This is a genomic window from Paenibacillus gorillae, assembly GCF_000513275.1.
GTDB lineage: Bacteria > Bacillota > Bacilli > Paenibacillales > Paenibacillaceae > Pristimantibacillus > Pristimantibacillus gorillae.
Map to the genome: position 1 here is coordinate 37,371 of NZ_CBVJ010000011.1, position 16,209 is coordinate 53,579.

A 16,209-nucleotide genomic window follows, 5' to 3' on the forward strand; every position below is an offset into this window, starting at 1 on the left:
TCGTACATTTGGAATCTGAAAATGAAAAGGGGCAGAGCTATGAAACGTCTATTAGCTTCAACACTGGTCATTATGCTGCTGGCAATGCTGGCAGTCGCTTGTTCCTCCAACGGCGGCAAAGAAAGCAGCAGTGCAGGCAAGAACACCAATAATAGTGAAACGTCCGGCGAGCCAACGAAGTACCCGATTGAAACAGAGAAGAAGCTCACATACTGGGGCGAAATTAACGGAAACCTGATCGGCGTAAAAGCTAGCCACAAAGATATTCCTTTCTTCCAGCAATGGCAGAAGAAAACGGGCGTTGCGCTTGAGTTTACGGCGCCGCCTACAGGACAAACCAAAGAAGCGCTCAACGTATTGCTCGCTTCCGGCGACCTGCCGGATATGATTGAATTCAACTTCCTGGGCGACTTTCCAGGCGGTCCTGAAAAAGCAATCAACGATGGCTACATTCTCAAATTGAATGATCTGATCGATCAATATGCGCCAAACTTGAAAAAGTTTTTGCAGGATAACCCGGAGATCGACAAAATGGTCAAAACCGACAATGGCAGCTACTATGCCTTCCCGTTCGTTCGGGGCGATGAGTACTTGCGCGTGTTCCAAGGACCAATTATCCGCAAAGACTGGCTCGATGAGCTAGGTCTTCCTGTTCCGGAAACGATTGAAGATTGGACGACAACGCTTACGGCTTTCAAAGAGAAAAAAGGCGCTTCCGCTCCATTCACCGTGAACAGCAAGCCGCGTTATTTCAACGATTCCGGCAACGGCGCATTCCTTGGCGCATTTGGCGTAACCCGCGGCTTCTATCAGGAGGACGGCGCAGTGAAGTTTGGACCGGCTGAAGCGGGCTTCAAGCAATATTTGGGCTTGTTCCGCGACTGGTATGCGAAAGGACTGATCGACAAAAACATTGCAACGGCTGATACGAAAGCAGTCGACGGCAATATCGCATCCGGCGCGACAGGCGCATCTGTCGGCAATGCTGGCGGCGGAATCGGCAAATGGCAGCCGCTTGTAGAGGCTAACGATCCGAAAGCCGTTCTGGTAGGCGCACCTTATCCGGTACTGAACAAAGGCGAAACGCCGAAGTTTGGTCAAAAGCATCAGGCTTATGCTTCTGAAGGCACGGTCGCGATCAGCGCATCGGCCAAAGATCCAATCCTTGCTGTCAAAATGCTGGACTATGGTTACAGCGAAGAAGGCCGCCTGTTCTTCAACTTCGGTACGGAAGGCGAAAGCTACAACATGGTGGATGGCTACCCGACTTATACCGATCTGTTGATGAAAAACCCGGACAAATTGGCTCCGGCGCAAGCGATCTCGATGTATGCCCGCGGCAGCTACAACGGTCCGTTCATTCAGGACAAACGTTATGCCGAGCAATTTTTCGCCCTGCAAACGCAGCGTGACGCTGTTGTAACTTGGGGTAAAACGGATGCAGCGAAATACAATTTGCCGCCAATTACGCCAACGCCGGAGGAAAGCTCGGAATACGCAACGATTATGAATGACATCAATACGCTAGTGGATGAAATGTCGCTCAAAATCATTCTCGGCACGGAGCCGCTCGATGCTTACGATAGCTACATTGCGAAGATGAAGCAGCTGAAGCTGGATCGTGCCATCGAGATTCAAAAGGCAGCGCTGGAACGCTATAACAACAGATAAACAAAGCGGGGAGAGGGCTTCGCCTTCTCTCCTCCAATTTGGGTGGAGGTGAGCAGCTTCATGGCAAACGCGCAGGCGCTGAAAAGCGGAAAGACCGGAAAAACGGGGAAAAGCAAAAGCCGTTTCATTCGCGACCTTATGATGAATAAATACTTGTATTTGATGATGATTCCGGTCGTTGCCTATTACATCGTCTTCCATTATGCGCCCATGTACGGAGCGCTGATTGCATTTAAGGAATATACGCCGATGAAGGGGATACTCGGCAGCGATTGGGTGGGACTTAAGCATTTCTACGATTTTTTCAACAGCTACTATTTTGTCCGGATATTGAAAAACACGCTCATTATCAGCTTCTATTCACTGGTATTCGAGTTTCCGGCTCCGATTATTCTAGCTTTGCTGATTAACGAGGTTCGCAGCAAGTCGTTTAAGCGCGTAGCGCAAACGATCACTTATATGCCGTATTTTATTTCACTTGTCGTCATTTGCGGCATCATTACGGATTTCACCAATGCGGATGGCGTTATTAACCGGTTGTTCATGCTTTTCGGCTATGACGGTCAAGCCATGCTGCAAAAGCCGGAACTCTTCCGGCCGATCTATATTTTATCGGAAATTTGGCAACGTATCGGCTGGGAATCGATCATCTACATTGCCGCATTAATGAGTATTGACCTGGAGCAGTATGAGGCCGCCCGGATGGACGGCGCAAGCAGGCTGAAGCAGATATTCCACATTACACTGCCCGGCATTATGCCGACGATTGCGATCATGCTGATCCTGCGTATGGGCAATTTGCTGAACGTCGGTTTTGAAAAAATCATTCTGCTGTACAATCCCGTTACTTACGAAACCGCCGACGTTATTTCGTCGTTCGTATACCGCAAAGGCCTTCTGGAATTTGGCTGGAGCTACAGCTCGGCTGTCGGCCTGTTCAACTCGGTCATCAACCTGGTGTTGCTGATCACGGCCAACTATGTAAGCCGAAAAGTTAACAAAAGCAGTCTATGGTGAGGTGAAGCAAATGAGAAGAGAGTCAACTATTGGAGACAAAGTGTTTGATACCGCGATCTATGCCGTCCTCATTTTCCTCGTAGTTGTGACGTTGTATCCATTGCTGTATGTCTTGTTCGCTTCGTTCAGCGATGCAGGCCAATTGGTGGGGCATAAAGGCGTGCTGTGGAAGCCGCTGGGGTTCGATCTTGGTGCTTATAAAAGCGTGCTTGAAAATCCAGGTATCGCGATCGGCTATCGCAATACGCTGTTTATCGTCGTGTTTGGCCTCGCGGTCAATTTGTTCATGACGTCGCTTGGCGCATACGTTCTGTCCCGTAAAAATGTACTGTGGAACAATGCGTTCATGATTTTTATCGTATTTACGATGTTTTTCAGCGGCGGTCTGATTCCGCTCTATCTCGTCGTGAAAGGAGTCGGTCTGCTGGACTCCCTCTGGTCGACGATTCTGCCGTTCTCGATCAGCACGTTTAACCTGATCATTATGCGTACGGCCTTTATGGGCGTTCCAGACAGCTTGGAGGAATCGGCTAAAATCGACGGTGCTAACCATTTCACGATTTTGTTCCGTATCATTATTCCGCTTTCCATGCCGGTTATCGCCGTTATGATTCTCTATTATGCCGTAGACAAATGGAACGGCTGGTTCTACGCTTCGGTCTTTATCCGCAGCCGGGAGCTGTTCCCGCTGCAGCTCGTCCTGCGTGAAATACTGATTGCCAACTCGACGGACAGTATGTCGGCAGGCGCCAGTGCAGGAGACCGGCACCAGATTGGCGAAACGATTAAATACGCAACGATAATGGTTGCGACCGTTCCGATTCTTTGCGTCTATCCGTTTGTACAGCGGTTTTTCGTTAAAGGTGTAATGGTAGGTTCCCTGAAAGGCTAGAGGTTAAAAGGTTAAACGGCTAATCGAAGCAATCAACAGAGAGGGGCTTTTACGGATGCAAGCAGTTAATCAATCTTTGGATGCAGGAGCGATATGGAAGCGTATAGAAGCAAAATTAAGCGTCATGCATGAGACCATCGGCGATAAGTCGCCGCATGTGGCGGGAGCGGACGGCAAATACGACGATCAGCGCGTCGATTGGTGGACGAGCGGCTTTTGGCCGGGCATTCTGTGGATCGCCCATGAGATGACGGGAGAGGAAAAGTACAAGACCTCGGCCTGGAGCTGGGATGAGCGTCTGGAGCGGCAGATGATCGAAAAAAATTCATTCGACCATGACGTCGGCTTTCATTTCCTGCCGACTGCGGTATTCAAGTATCAGCTGACGGGGGATGCGGATGCGGAACGCCGCGCTTTGTTCGCGGCGAATTTTCTTGCCGGCCGCTTTAACCTGAACGGCCGCTTTATCCGGGCCTGGAACAGCGATATGCACGGGTGGTCGATTATTGATACCGCGATGAATCTGTCGCTGCTCTTCTGGGCGACCCGTCAAAGCGGAGATCCGCGCTTTGAGCAAATCGCCAAGGCGCATGCCGATACTGTCTTGCGCCATTTTATCCGCGAGGACGGCTCGGTCAACCATATCGTCTGCTTCGATCCTCATACAGGCTTGTACGATGAGACGCGGGGCGGCCAAGGCGCCGCGCCGGATTCCGGCTGGAGCCGGGGAGCGGCTTGGGCGCTGTACGGCATGGCGAATACGTTCCGCTATACAGCGGATCGCGCTTATCTGCGGGCAGCGCAGCGTGTCGCTCATTATTTTGTAGCGAATTTGCCGGAGGACAACGTGCCGCATTGGGATTTCCGCGCCGATGTGCAGCTGGACAATGAGCCGCGCGACACGTCGGCAGGAGCCATCGCTGCTTCTGGTATGCTGGAGCTGGCTGAGCTGCTGCCGGAGAAGGAAGGCAGAGTCTACAGGCAGGCGGCAGAGCGTATCCTTCAATCGCTGCATGATCATTATGCGACATGGGAAGATGACAGCCATGAGGCGATGCTGCTTCACGGCACGGGACATAAGCCGGCGGGGCAAAACATCGACGTCTCGCTCATTTACGGCGATTACTTTTTCGTCGAGGCGATTGCCAAGCTGAACGGCTGGAAGCATCGCATTTTCTAATTGCAGCAATATTAATTCATTTGATAACAGCCTGAGCGGGATATGCCGTTCGGGCTGTTTTTGCCGCTCTTATGCGGTTTCTACGGTATATAACGATATTATTGTCAATCCGATTGAAACTTTTGACCATTCCATTTTATGAAATGATAGCGCTATAATAGGATTCTGCAAGCCAGTCCAACCGGGATGATTTTATGTAAACGAGGAGATCGATTTGAATCTGACTTCATTATGGAACAAACGGAAAAGCATCGTGTTTACATGGCTCATTTCCTATTCGGCGGTGTTGTTCGTGCCGATTATGATCAGCCTGATCATTTATTCGCAATCCAGCATCGCGCTCAAAAGCGAAATTCATCGTGCCAACGATTCATTGCTGAAGCAGGTGCGGTACACGATCGACAATCAGATCGATCTTATGAAACGGCTCAACATGGAGCTGACATGGAACTCTAAGCTGCAAGCTTTGATCAATTCTACAGGCAAGGCTAGCGAGGCCCAATTCGGAGCATATCAATTGGTGAAGGATTTCCGGACGTACAAAACGTCCTATGCGTCGATTGACGAGTTTTACGTTGCTTGGGAGCAAGGAGCTTCTATTCTGCGTCCGGGCAACGTCAGAGATTTGCCGACCGCTTTTCAGACGATTCACCAGACGGGGGCCATGACTTACGAGGAATGGCTGGATACGATCCGCAAGTCGGCGAGCAACCGGTTTACGCTGCTGCCAAGAGGGGATGCCCCGGGGACGAAGCAGTCTATCGCGTATATTACGCATCTGCCCAAAGACTTAAGCGGACAGGAGACAGGCACTGTAGTCGTAATGGCGGATACCGTTCGTTTCAGCGCGGCTATTGAGAGTATATCGGGGTTTAGTGGCGGTCAAGTGCTTGTCCTGAATGCGGACAACGAGGTGCTATTGTCCAATAAGCCGGTTACGGAGGATATCGCCCGTCTGCTGCAAAATCATTTGAACGGGATAAGTCAGGCTTCGGCCTCTGAAACCGACGGCGATCTGGAATTGTTTTATATGTCATCGGCTGTATCTGATTTGAAATATATGCTCGTCATACCTAGCAATATCTATTGGCAGAAAGCGGAGTATGTCCGCAAATTCACTTATATCAGCATCGTTATAAGTCTTCTCGGCGCTGTGGTGCTGACGTGGTTTTTCATGCGGCGTAATTACTCGCCCATTAAGCAGATCGTGCAATCGCTCATGGACCGAAGCGTGCAGGAGGAGCGGGTGGAGTGGAATGAGCTTAGCTTTATTGAACGTGCAATTACGAGAGCCCGAAGCGAGAAGGAGCAAATCGCGACGGAGCTGAAAATTCATCAGCATGTGCTGCGCTCCAATATGTTTAACCGTCTTTTGAAGGGCAGAGTCGATACACTGGTGCCATATGAGGAAGCGTTCAAATCATTCGGGATCGAGCTGCAATCCGATCAGTTCGCTGTCATTTTGTTTGCGGTGGAGAACGGTGAGAGCATTTCCTCGGAGCTGCCGGGGCTTGACGGGGGCGCAAAGCAGAAGCTGCTCCATTTCATCATTACGAATGTCGTGGAGGAGCTGTCCGGGCAGCAGGGCCATTATGGCTACGTAGCCGAAATCGACGAGATGATGGCCTGCATCGTCAATTTATCGGAAGCGGATGCAGAGGGCCGCAAGGATGATTTACAGCAGATTGCTTCAGAGGCGCAGCGTTTCCTGATGCGTTTCCAAATGGACTTGACCGTCTCTGTCAGCGGTACTCACGCTTCGCTGCCGGGCATTGCGGAGGCCTATCAGGAGGCTGTTGATGCGATGGAGTATAAAATGGTACTGGGCAAAAAGGGCATCATCCATTACGATGATATTCGGATTGATGGCGGCGAGGCGGTACAATCCGGTTATTACTATCCGCTGCAGGTGGAGCAGCAAATGATCAATTTCATCAAGGCCGGTGATTTCGCCCAAGCCTCCTATTACATGAATGACATTATGCAGCGCAATTTCGCTCAGCCGATTATGTCGCTGACGCTGGCGAAGACGCTGATCTTCAATCTCGTCGGAACGATGGCGAAAGCGATTAATGAGCTAGGAGATGGTGAAAGCAGCCTGCTTGGCGACAATCCGCTCTGGATGGAAAAAATATTGGCTTGCGATACGATTCAGGAGATGCAAAATGAGCTTCAACAGCTGCTTAGAGAGGTTTGCATCTTTGCGGCGGCACGCAACGAGAGCCATATGACGCAAGAGCGGGCGGAGTCGCTTCGCGGTCTTGCGCAGGATGTTGTCCGTTATATTGAGGAGGAGTACTGCGATCCGAATCTGAACGTTAACCTAATCGGCGAGCGGTTCGATCTGAAAGGCAGCTATTTATCGAAGCTGTTCAAGAGTCAGATCGGTGAGGGGCTGCTTGATTATATCCATAAGTTCCGGATTGAAAAGGCGAAAGAGCTGATCCGCTGCAAGCAGAGCTCGATTTCTGACATTGCCAAGCAGGTTGGCTATAATGAAGCCGCTACCTTCATTCGTGTATTCAAAAAATTCGAGGGCATCACGCCAGGTAAATACAAAGAAATGATCTGAATGCTGGGGGCATTGATGATGAAGAGGATTAGGCGAAAACTAGCTATGCTTCTGCCGGCTCTACTGGCAATCGTTCTCCTTGCCAGCGCTTGCGGCCAGAGCGGATCTTCCCGTCCGGCAGAGCCAACAGAAGAGAACGGGTATAAGCTCACTTACTGGGCCGAGCTTAACGGCAATGCGGCGAGCGTGAAGCCAACCTTCCAGGACGTGCCGTTCTTCAAGGAGTGGCAAAGGCGGACAGGTGTGCAGCTCGAATTTATTCAGCCGCCGGCGAATCAGGCGCAAGAGGTCATCAACGTGCTGCTCGCTTCCGGCGAGCTGCCGGATATGATTGAATATGAATGGACCAATTTTCCCGGCGGCCCGGCTAAAGCGATTTCTGACGGTTATTTACTGCGGCTCAATGATGTCATTGACCGTTATGCGCCTAATCTGAAAGCGTATTTGAAAGCGCATCCCGAAATCGATAAGCAAATTAAGACGGATGACGGCAGCTATTATGTGTTTCCGTTCATTCAAAACGACGATACACTTCGCACCTATCAGGGGCCTATTATCCGTAAGGACTGGCTCGACGAGCTTGGTTTGGAGGTTCCGGTGACGATAGACGAATGGCATGAAGTTTTGAAAGCGTTTAAAGAGAAAAAGGGTATCATCGCACCGTTAACGTTTCTTGGCGTTCCGAATGTGCTGTTTGGCATTGAAAGCGGCAGCTTCATCGGCGCTTATGGCATTAAGAAAGGATTCTATGTCGACGGGGGCGAGGTGAAATACGGTCCTGTCGAGCCGGGCTATAAGCAGTTTCTTGCCTTGTTCCGCACTTGGTATGCGGAGAGGCTGATCGATATCAATATGGCGACAGTGGATACGAAGACGCTGGACGCCAGTATGTTGTCGGGCAGATCGGGAGCCAGCATCTGGAACGCTGGTGCGGGCATTGGCACCTGGCAGCCGATTATGCAGGCCAAGGACCCGAATGCGAGATTCGTGCCGGCTCCGTATCCGGTGCTGCATAAGGGTGAGAAGCCGAAGTTTGGTCAGCGCGTCCATACGTATACGAGCAACGGCGGCGTGGCGATTTCGGCAAAGAGTGAGCACGTGGAGGAAGCGGTACGGCTGCTGGATTACGGCTATGGGGAAGAAGGCCATATGCTGTTCAACTTCGGCATGGAAGGAACGAGCTATAAGATGGTCGATGGTTATCCGGCCTATACCGACCTCATCCTGGCGAATCCCGACAAGCTGGCCCCTTCTCAAGCGTTAGCCATGTATACGAGAGCCAGCTATTTCGGCCCATTCGTTCAGGATAAACGGTATATCGAGCAATATTACTCGCTGCCGGAGCAGAAGCAGGCTATTGCGCTGTGGGCGAATACCGATGCGGATAAGCATAATTTTCCGCCTGTGCAGAGGAGCGAGAAAGAGAGTGCAGAATTCTCGGCCATCATGCAGGATGTTACAACGCTGGTAGACGAGATGTCGCTGAAAATTATTTTGGGCATCGAGCCGCTTGATGCCTTCGACGGCTATACAGCGCAGCTGAAGGAACTGGGCATTGAGCATGCGGTCGCGATTCAAAAAGCGGCGTTGGACCGGTACAATGAGCGCTAAACAGAAGGCGGCAGGCGTGAAGAAAAGAAGGTAATCCGGCGGCAAAATGCCGGATTGCGTTTTTTTCCATTTTTGGTATAATAATAAATGAATTCGATTTCATTTTCGATTCGATTACAGTTTAGCTGATAGATTTCTACATAAGGCTTCGTTTACAGACATTTTCATTCCGGTGATAAGCTCTTATTCAATATATGGAGCTTCTCATAGCAAGAGGTCAAGGATGTTAAATTATGAAACCGATTACATTGAAACGGAGGTGCTGCGAACGAATAGCGGGAGTCTGCTCCCGGCACACGGAAGTGAAGTTGCTTACTCCAGATTACGCCTTTCGCTTCAATCGCTTTATTTGCGTACGGAACGGCAAAGCCTGAAGTCAGTCAGACGAAACTCCAATGCAATATAAAAAATGGGAGGTTGGATGATAATGAAAAGAATGCTCCTGCTTACGATGTCTTTTGTTGTGCTGCTCAGTTTAATCGTAATAACCCCGAAACCGGCTACCGTTGAAGCGGCGTTTGGGCCTTCCGATTTCTTGAAAACGAGCGGCAAAGTCATTCGCAACAATTCCGGCACCGGGGCAATCGTTAATTTGCGCGGCCCGAACCTCGGCGGCTGGCTGCTGCAGGAAGAATGGATGTCGCCGATGAATACACCGGATCAGTATACGCTGACGCAAACGCTGTGGAACCGTTTCGGTACAGACGGCAACCATAATCTGCAGAACAGCTACCAGGATATTTGGATTCAGGCGAGTGACCTGGATAACATTAAGAGCATGGGGCTGAACTCGGTACGGGTGCCAATCTACTGGGAGGATTTCATGAACCCGGACGGCACGATGAAGCCGGATTCGGTCTCCTTCCGAGAGCTGAACTGGCTCGTCGCCGAAAGCGCACAGCGCAATATTTATGTCATTATCGATTTCCACGGTGTGCAAGGGGGAGCGTGTCCGTGGCATTCCTGCGGCATCTCGAACTCCAACCAGCTGTGGACGAATACAACCTATCAGGACCGCACCGTGCAAATTTGGGAGCGCATCGCCACCTATTACAACGGAAATCCGACGATTGCCGCTTACGATTTGCTGAACGAGCCGCTCGTATCGAATGGCGCAGCGGAGAATGCTGCACAAATTAAGAAGAAATTTGATTATTATGACCGTCTTTACAAAGCTGTACGGGCCAAGGATCCTAATCATATTATTATGATCGCCGCATTCTTCGACTGGGAGCAGGCGCTGCCGCCGTCCACCTACGGCTGGACGAACGTCGTCTACGAGACTCATAATTACAACTTTGACCAATACGACAACTGGAGCGTCACCAATGCGATGATGGATAACTGGCTGTCGAAGATGGCCCAATATCAGACAGCCTGGAATGTTCCTGTCTATGCGGGTGAATTCTCGTACGGGCAGCTTGATCTATGGGAGAAATGGCTTGGCGGCTTGAACGCGCTGAACGCTTCGTGGTCCAACTGGTCCTATAAAGTAAGAGGCGGCGGCAATTGGGGCTACTACAACAACAATAACAACCCGATTCCTGACATCTATAACGATAGCGCTGCGACGATCGTCGCCAAGTGGAATAGGTTCCAAACTTCCTATTTCCAGCCGAATACCGGACTGATCAACGTTATTAAGAAATATTCCACGCAAGCTCCCGCGCCGGTAACGAGCACCTCCAGCATTCAGGCGCTAGCCAACAACAGCTATGTGAGCGCGGAGAATGCAGGTGCCGGTTCGCTCGTTGCGAACCGCGCGACGGTAGGAGGCTGGGAAAAGTTCACGGTTATTAACAATGCCGATGGCACGATTTCGCTTCTGTCTGCAGCCAATAACCGATATGTAACAGCCGTTATCGATGAGAACAATCAGCTTGTTGCGCGGGCAACCTCGATCCAGGCTTGGGAGAAATTCCGCAGAATAGACCGGGGCAACGGCAAAGTAGCGCTGCAAGCGGTAGCGAACAACAAATATGTAAGCGCTGACCAAAATCTGGGCTCCGTTCTATACGCAAATCGTGATACAGTGTCCCAGTGGGAAGAGTTTGTTATTACGTCTGCGCCTTAATGGAATGAGCTAGCAGTAAAAGAGCTGTTCTCAGCGTGGCCCTATGGGCTCGCAGGAGAACAGCTCTTTTGTCTGTCAGCTAAGCGATTTTTTCTTCGCAGCGGGCATCGATTGAAACAGGGTGACTTTGTTTTTACCGGTCGTCTTGGAGTGATACATCGCTTCATCCGCCAGCTTCACCAGATCCTGTACGGAATCGGCATCCTTTGAGGTGCTGACCCCGACACTAATCGTTACGATCGTCTCCTGCTCCACCCGCTTACGGATTGATTCTGCAACCCGATCAGGCTTTACCTTATCGGTGCCGATGCAAGCGAGCAGCTCTTCACCGCCGTAGCGGCCTGCTGTGCCGATGCCGGCTGACTCTTCTTTTATAATCTCGGATACTTGCTTGAGCACGCCGTCAGCTTTATGATGGCCCTGCGTGTCATTGAGTTTCTTGAAGTTGTCGATGTCGCAAAAAAGTAACGGCGGTACCCTTGAATCTATTGAGCAGCTGTTCCGCCTTCAAATTGAAATGCCTGCGGTTGTACAGGCCGGTCAAGCCATCCGTTATGGAAGACTGATACGTTAACATCAGCCTTTCGATAACCCACTGAAACAACAGCAGAAATAGCTGCATGAAATAGACAATCGGCAGCAGATGGCTTAGCAGCAGCAACCAGTCGACCGAACCATGGAAGACGTAGCCGTCAGCGATGCGGGACAGTTCAATAATGAAATAAGTAATGAGGCTTGCAGAATACCTCGTATTCATCTCCGTACCCTTCGTGTCAAGCAGGATGAGGAAGGTGACGATCAGGGAATAGAAGTCCAGCGCCAGAAAACGGACCTGCTCGCCTGCGGCAGCAGCCTCCACTGATGATGGGAATAAAGCGTAATGCGCTCCTGCAATAACAAAGGTCAAGCCGATCATGATAATGAACGGGGTACTTTTTAACCGGGCGCTTCGATGAGTATATAATTTCATGAATACAAAGTTTATAATAATAAAAGAAACGATCTGCATTATGGATGCCGTTACTTGAAGCCATGGCGGAGCAGCTTGTTCAGGATAGGAAATCCAGGCAAGCAGCAGCTGCTGAACCATAAATAAAGGCAAAGCCGAGGTCAGCAAGCGGTAGACGCGCTTGTTCCGATAGCTGGCATACAGCCGCAAGGACATAAACAGCATCAGCATTAAAATCACGATGACGCAGGCGGAAGAAATCAGCTGGCCGTCAGGGCCTGCTAACCAATGAATAATTGACATAGTTATGTATCACCGCATTTTTAATAGGATGTTAGCCTGCTTGCAGAAACATATGTTCTATACTATCATGTTTTACGGCAGGCGAAAAGTGTCGAAATGCAAATAGGTTACGAGGAGGAAGGACAATTGAATATACTTCAGGCATTATTTTTCCCGCCGGAACAACCAGGCGGGGTGTCCTCCATGGTCCCTTATATTCAAGACCGTTTTACGAAGCTAGGCTGGCAAATGGAACTGTTCTCGCTGCCCAAGCGGGTTAGAGGGAAAGGACAGGAGGACATTGTCTTCGAAACGTTTGATATAACGGAATTTGCAGGCAATCCGATCGTCGATAAATATTTGCAAACGTTTCGGGATTATATTTGGTGGACCCGCCTCAGAAACAAAGGGTCTTACGATATTATTCATGCGCATCACCCCATTGCAGCGCTTGTTATGAAGCAGTTGTACCCGGACACGCCGGTTATGATGACGATTCACTCCAGCTATGAGCGGGAGCTGATCCTGAACGGTAAAATTGCTGAGAACGGACCGGAGCATCTGTTTCTAACGAAGCTATATGGCGAGCTGGAAGTGAAGCTGGACCGGCTGTTGACGGTATCGGAATCATTCCGTACTTATATTTCTCCCTACATTAAAGATCCGAGCGTAATTAAAGTCATTCCGAACGGATTTGATGAAAAAAGGTTTAAACCGATTGCTCACGAGAACGCGGTGCCGCAATTAATTACGGTCTGCCGCCTCGTTCCGGCCAAAGGGCTGGATGTGCTGCTGCGCGCATGTGCGGAGCTGAAGCGGAACGGCCATCCGTTCGTTCTTCATATTATTGGCGACGGTCCGATCCGCGAGGAGCTGGAGCAGCTTGCGGTGGAGCTTGATTTGTACGACGATATTATTTTTTACGGCTACATGCTTCATCCCGAGGAATTTATGCCCTTCTTCGATATATTCGTGCTTCCATCACGTGCAGAGGCGTTTGGCTCTGTGTTTGCGGAAGCAGCCCTATGCTGGCTCGCGCTTGTCGGTACGAATGTAGGCGGTATTGCTGAACAGATCGATGATGGCGTGAATGGCCTTCTGGTACCGCCCGAGGACCCGATTGCATTGGCCGAAGCGCTGGAGAAGCTCGTGTCCGATCCGATATACCGCTACAATATCGCGAGATCAGGCTGGGATAAAGCGAAGAAAGTCTATTCCTTGCAACGCGTTATTTCCCAATTGAAAAAAGTATATTTGTCCTATAAAACGGAGGTGTAGCGGTTGTCCGCGCCTTTTCGATTTATTCACGCTGCCGATCTGCATCTGGATAGCCCTTTTCGCGGCATGAGCAAGGCACCGGAGGCTTTGAGGGCGCAATTGATGGCCTCGACCTTCGGAGCGCTGCGTGCGCTGACGGAGACGGCTGTCCGCGAACAGGTTGATTTCATCGTGCTGTCCGGCGATCTCTATGACAGCGCAGACCGGTCGCTGAAGGCTCAATTGCTTCTAGTCAAGGAATGGGAACGGCTGCAGGAGCACGGTATTGCCGTATTCGTCATACATGGCAATCACGACCCGATAAACGGTTCTAGAGCGGAGCTTCAGCTTCCGGCTTCCGTCACCGTTTTTGGCGCTGACCGTATGGAGTACAGGCCGGCTTACTGCAGAAGCGGTGAGCTGGCTGCTTTTGTATACGGGATGTCTTACGGTACCCGCCATGTTACGGACAACTTGGCTGCCGCATATGAAACAGAGCCCGGAGCACCGTTCCATATTGCGATGCTGCACGGCAACGTGAATGGCGATGCGTCACATGATCCGTATGCGCCTTGCAGCTTGGACGAGCTAGTCGGCGGCAAGGGCTTCGATTATTGGGCGCTTGGCCATATCCATACGAGACAGGTACTGCATCAATATCCGCATGTCGTTTATCCCGGCAACATTCAGGGAAGAAATCCGCGTGAGGCCGGTGAGAGAGGCTGCTATATCGTGGATGTATCCGCGTCGCGTGCGGTAACGCTCACTTTTACGCCGCTTGACGAGTTGCGCTGGCTGGAGGCGGAGCTGCCGATTGCGGGCATAGTGTCCGAACAAGAGCTGTTGGGCAAGCTTGATGAGCTGGCGGACCGGCTTGCTTTATCGGGAGAAGGACGCTCCGTTATGCTTCGGCTGAAGCTTACCGGCCGGGGGCCGCTTCATGCGAAGCTGACAGATGCGCTCGTGCGTCGAACGCTGCTGGAGCAGCTGCAGGAGACGAGAACGGAGTCTGTTCATGAGGTCTGGAGCTGGATCTATGCGCTGGAGGCGAACACCTCGTCGGAGCTTCAATTAGAAGGATTAGCGGACGAAGATAGCTTTGCCGGAGAATTAAGTCGCGTAACGGCTGCTTTGCTTGCCGACAAGGGGGAATGGCGGACGTTCGCCCGGGAGGCGATAGAGCCGTTAGCCGCTCATGCAAAGCTTAGCCGATTGCTTCGCGGAAGTCTGGAGGAGCTGCCGGCTCGCTGGCTGGAGCAGGCGAGGGAGCTGACGCTGGGACTGATGGACGGTGAAGGGAGGAAGGACGGATGAAGCTGCTGGAGGCGCAAATTGACGGATTTGGCCAGCTGCAAGGACTGCAATGCCGGCTGGACGGCAAGTCAGCGATTATATACGGTCTGAATGAAGCCGGCAAGAGTACGCTGATGGGCTTTATCCGGACGATGCTGTACGGGTTTGCTAGACGCAACGGACCGTCTGCCGACCGTCAGGAGCCGGTTAACGGCGGAAATCATGGCGGCCGGCTAATGTTCGCTGATGAGAGCGGAGACGTCTATATCGTAGAACGGTATGCCTCTGTTAATCGGGGGTAAGCCGAAGGTGACGGCGCTGCAGACAGCGGACGGGGCAGCGGGCTCCGGCGAGGAACGATGGATGACGCAGGAGGAGTGGGAACGCCGATTCTTGAACGGAACGAGCGAATCGACGTACCGTCAGTTGTATGCGATTACGCTGACGGAGCTGCAGCAGGTCGGGGCGCTCGCCGGAGACGAGCTCGGCCGCTATCTTTATGATGCCGGCTGGGAAAGCGGCAAAGCGGTTGGACAAGCCGAGAAACGGCTGCAGCAGGAGATGGAGTCGTTGTTTAAGCCGCGTGGATCCAATCAGCAGATGAACCGGCAGTTGAAATCGCTGGAGAGAACGGAAGCCGAGCTTCGCAAGCAAGCTGACGCTATCTCCGGCTATAATGCGTTGAAGCGTCAGCTGGAGCAGCTGGATGAACAATTAGCAGGCCTGGATGAAAGGCTGCCCGGTCAGTTGGAGCATGTACGGCTGCTGGCGAAAGCAAATGCTGTCCGCCCGCAATGGCTGGAGCGGCTGGAGCTGACGGTGGAGCGGGAAGGTGTGGCCGCAGCGGAGCGGATAACGGGCGAAGCGGAGCATCGCTGGCTGGAGCTGGAACGGGAGCGTTCCGGACGCCAGGCTGAGCTTGAACGATACGGACGGGAGCTTGAGCTTATTGAGCATCAGCGGGATGATTTGCAAGTTGACGAGTCGCTGCTCGCCCGTATGGATGAAGCCGATGCGCTAATGCTTGAGAGCGAGAAAATGACGCTGCTGAAGGAAGAGCGCATTGAGCTTGCGTCTGAGCTGCGCGGCGACGAGGAGGCAATCGGGCGGCTGATCGCCCGCATCGCGCCGGACTGGACTGAGGAGGAGCTTCGCGCATTGAAGCTGACCGTCGCGGATCGTGAGCATGTACGCGGCGTAAAGCAGCGGGATATGGAACGCGCGCGCCATCAGGAGCGTCTGCAAGCCGATCTTGGACATGCGTTAGAGACGGAGCGGGACGCGGCTCATTCGCTTGCTGAGGCGGAGGTGATGCTCGCCGGGGCAGAGCCAGAAGGGCAGGCTGGCGGAGTGAGCGGCTACCTATTCGCTCCGCAGACAAGCGAAGCGCTGCTTGCCGCATGGAATGACT

Annotated in this window: 14 protein-coding genes; 12 read left to right on the plus strand and 2 right to left on the minus strand. The window is 51.8% G+C overall.

Annotated features, from left to right (window positions below; genetic code table 11):
• Positions 1 to 39 precede the first annotated feature (39 nt).
• From TY10_RS00570 to TY10_RS00605, 8 genes are all read left to right on the plus strand, one after another.
• Positions 40 to 1,671 carry an extracellular solute-binding protein gene (locus TY10_RS00570; protein WP_042159472.1) on the plus strand — a complete coding sequence of 544 codons (1,632 nt, stop codon included), beginning with the start codon at positions 40 to 42 and terminating at the stop codon, positions 1,669 to 1,671.
• A gap of 60 nt (positions 1,672 to 1,731) precedes the next feature.
• Complete coding sequence (locus TY10_RS00575; protein WP_081735050.1) at positions 1,732 to 2,688, plus strand: ABC transporter permease; 957 nt, start codon at positions 1,732 to 1,734, stop codon at positions 2,686 to 2,688.
• A 10-nt stretch (positions 2,689 to 2,698) separates the two neighbouring features.
• Positions 2,699 to 3,580: a carbohydrate ABC transporter permease gene (locus tag TY10_RS00580; RefSeq protein ID WP_042159475.1), complete on the plus strand. Its 882-nt coding sequence runs from the start codon at positions 2,699 to 2,701 to the stop codon at positions 3,578 to 3,580.
• Positions 3,581 to 3,635: 55 nt separating this feature from the next.
• Entirely contained in the window at positions 3,636 to 4,760 is a 1,125-nt protein-coding gene (locus TY10_RS00585) for a glycoside hydrolase family 88 protein (protein WP_042159479.1), read from the plus strand.
• Between the two features lie 214 nt (positions 4,761 to 4,974).
• Positions 4,975 to 7,332 carry a helix-turn-helix domain-containing protein gene (locus tag TY10_RS00590; RefSeq protein ID WP_042159482.1) on the plus strand — a complete coding sequence of 786 codons (2,358 nt, stop codon included), beginning with the start codon at positions 4,975 to 4,977 and terminating at the stop codon, positions 7,330 to 7,332.
• A 15-nt stretch (positions 7,333 to 7,347) separates the two neighbouring features.
• Positions 7,348 to 8,943: an extracellular solute-binding protein gene (locus TY10_RS00595; RefSeq protein WP_238327387.1), complete on the plus strand. Its 1,596-nt coding sequence runs from the start codon at positions 7,348 to 7,350 to the stop codon at positions 8,941 to 8,943.
• Positions 8,944 to 9,166: 223 nt separating this feature from the next.
• A complete protein-coding gene (locus TY10_RS00600; RefSeq protein WP_042159488.1) occupies positions 9,167 to 9,349 on the plus strand; it encodes a hypothetical protein in 183 nt (60 codons plus the stop codon).
• Positions 9,350 to 9,370: 21 nt separating this feature from the next.
• Positions 9,371 to 11,017: a cellulase family glycosylhydrolase gene (locus tag TY10_RS00605; RefSeq protein ID WP_042159491.1), complete on the plus strand. Its 1,647-nt coding sequence runs from the start codon at positions 9,371 to 9,373 to the stop codon at positions 11,015 to 11,017.
• Positions 11,018 to 11,092: 75 nt separating this feature from the next.
• Here TY10_RS00605 and TY10_RS31195 read toward each other — a convergent pair whose 3' ends face one another.
• Both TY10_RS31195 and TY10_RS00615 read right to left on the minus strand, forming a co-directional pair.
• Positions 11,093 to 11,506 carry a GGDEF domain-containing protein gene (locus tag TY10_RS31195; RefSeq protein WP_337588319.1) on the minus strand — a complete coding sequence of 138 codons (414 nt, stop codon included), beginning with the start codon at positions 11,504 to 11,506 and terminating at the stop codon, positions 11,093 to 11,095.
• Positions 11,445 to 12,269: a nucleotidyl cyclase domain-containing protein gene (locus TY10_RS00615; protein WP_042159497.1), complete on the minus strand. Its 825-nt coding sequence runs from the start codon at positions 12,267 to 12,269 to the stop codon at positions 11,445 to 11,447. Before TY10_RS00615 ends, TY10_RS31195 begins: the two co-directional genes overlap by 62 nt.
• A gap of 126 nt (positions 12,270 to 12,395) precedes the next feature.
• On the opposite strand from TY10_RS00615, the gene TY10_RS00620 reads away from it, so the two are divergent.
• The 4 genes from TY10_RS00620 to TY10_RS00635 all read left to right on the plus strand — a co-directional run.
• Positions 12,396 to 13,526, plus strand: coding sequence for a glycosyltransferase family 4 protein (locus TY10_RS00620; RefSeq protein ID WP_042159500.1), 1,131 nt, complete (start codon positions 12,396 to 12,398; stop codon positions 13,524 to 13,526).
• A gap of 3 nt (positions 13,527 to 13,529) precedes the next feature.
• Positions 13,530 to 14,819, plus strand: coding sequence for a metallophosphoesterase family protein (locus TY10_RS00625; RefSeq protein ID WP_052350270.1), 1,290 nt, complete (start codon positions 13,530 to 13,532; stop codon positions 14,817 to 14,819).
• A complete protein-coding gene (locus TY10_RS00630; RefSeq protein WP_042159501.1) occupies positions 14,816 to 15,100 on the plus strand; it encodes an ATP-binding protein in 285 nt (94 codons plus the stop codon). The genes TY10_RS00625 and TY10_RS00630 overlap by 4 nt, the downstream gene beginning before the upstream one ends.
• Before the next feature lie 7 nt (positions 15,101 to 15,107).
• A partial coding sequence (locus tag TY10_RS00635) for an AAA family ATPase (protein ID WP_042159503.1) occupies positions 15,108 to 16,209 on the plus strand: 1,102 nt, incomplete at its 3' end.

What these genes read in the sequence shown, in the direction of transcription:
- TY10_RS00630 (WP_042159501.1), top strand. Translation starts at nt 14,816, where the DNA reads ATGAAGCTGCTGGAGGCGCAAATTGACGGATTTGGCCAGCTGCAAGGA.
- TY10_RS00580 (WP_042159475.1), top strand. Translation starts at nt 2,699, where the DNA reads ATGAGAAGAGAGTCAACTATTGGAGACAAAGTGTTTGATACCGCGATC.
- TY10_RS00605 (WP_042159491.1), top strand. Translation starts at nt 9,371, where the DNA reads ATGAAAAGAATGCTCCTGCTTACGATGTCTTTTGTTGTGCTGCTCAGT.
- TY10_RS00575 (WP_081735050.1), top strand. Translation starts at nt 1,732, where the DNA reads ATGGCAAACGCGCAGGCGCTGAAAAGCGGAAAGACCGGAAAAACGGGG.
- TY10_RS00595 (WP_238327387.1), top strand. Translation starts at nt 7,348, where the DNA reads ATGATGAAGAGGATTAGGCGAAAACTAGCTATGCTTCTGCCGGCTCTA.
- TY10_RS00615 (WP_042159497.1), bottom strand. Translation starts at nt 12,269, where the DNA reads ATGTCAATTATTCATTGGTTAGCAGGCCCTGACGGCCAGCTGATTTCT.
- TY10_RS00570 (WP_042159472.1), top strand. Translation starts at nt 40, where the DNA reads ATGAAACGTCTATTAGCTTCAACACTGGTCATTATGCTGCTGGCAATG.
- TY10_RS00585 (WP_042159479.1), top strand. Translation starts at nt 3,636, where the DNA reads ATGCAAGCAGTTAATCAATCTTTGGATGCAGGAGCGATATGGAAGCGT.
- TY10_RS00600 (WP_042159488.1), top strand. Translation starts at nt 9,167, where the DNA reads ATGTTAAATTATGAAACCGATTACATTGAAACGGAGGTGCTGCGAACG.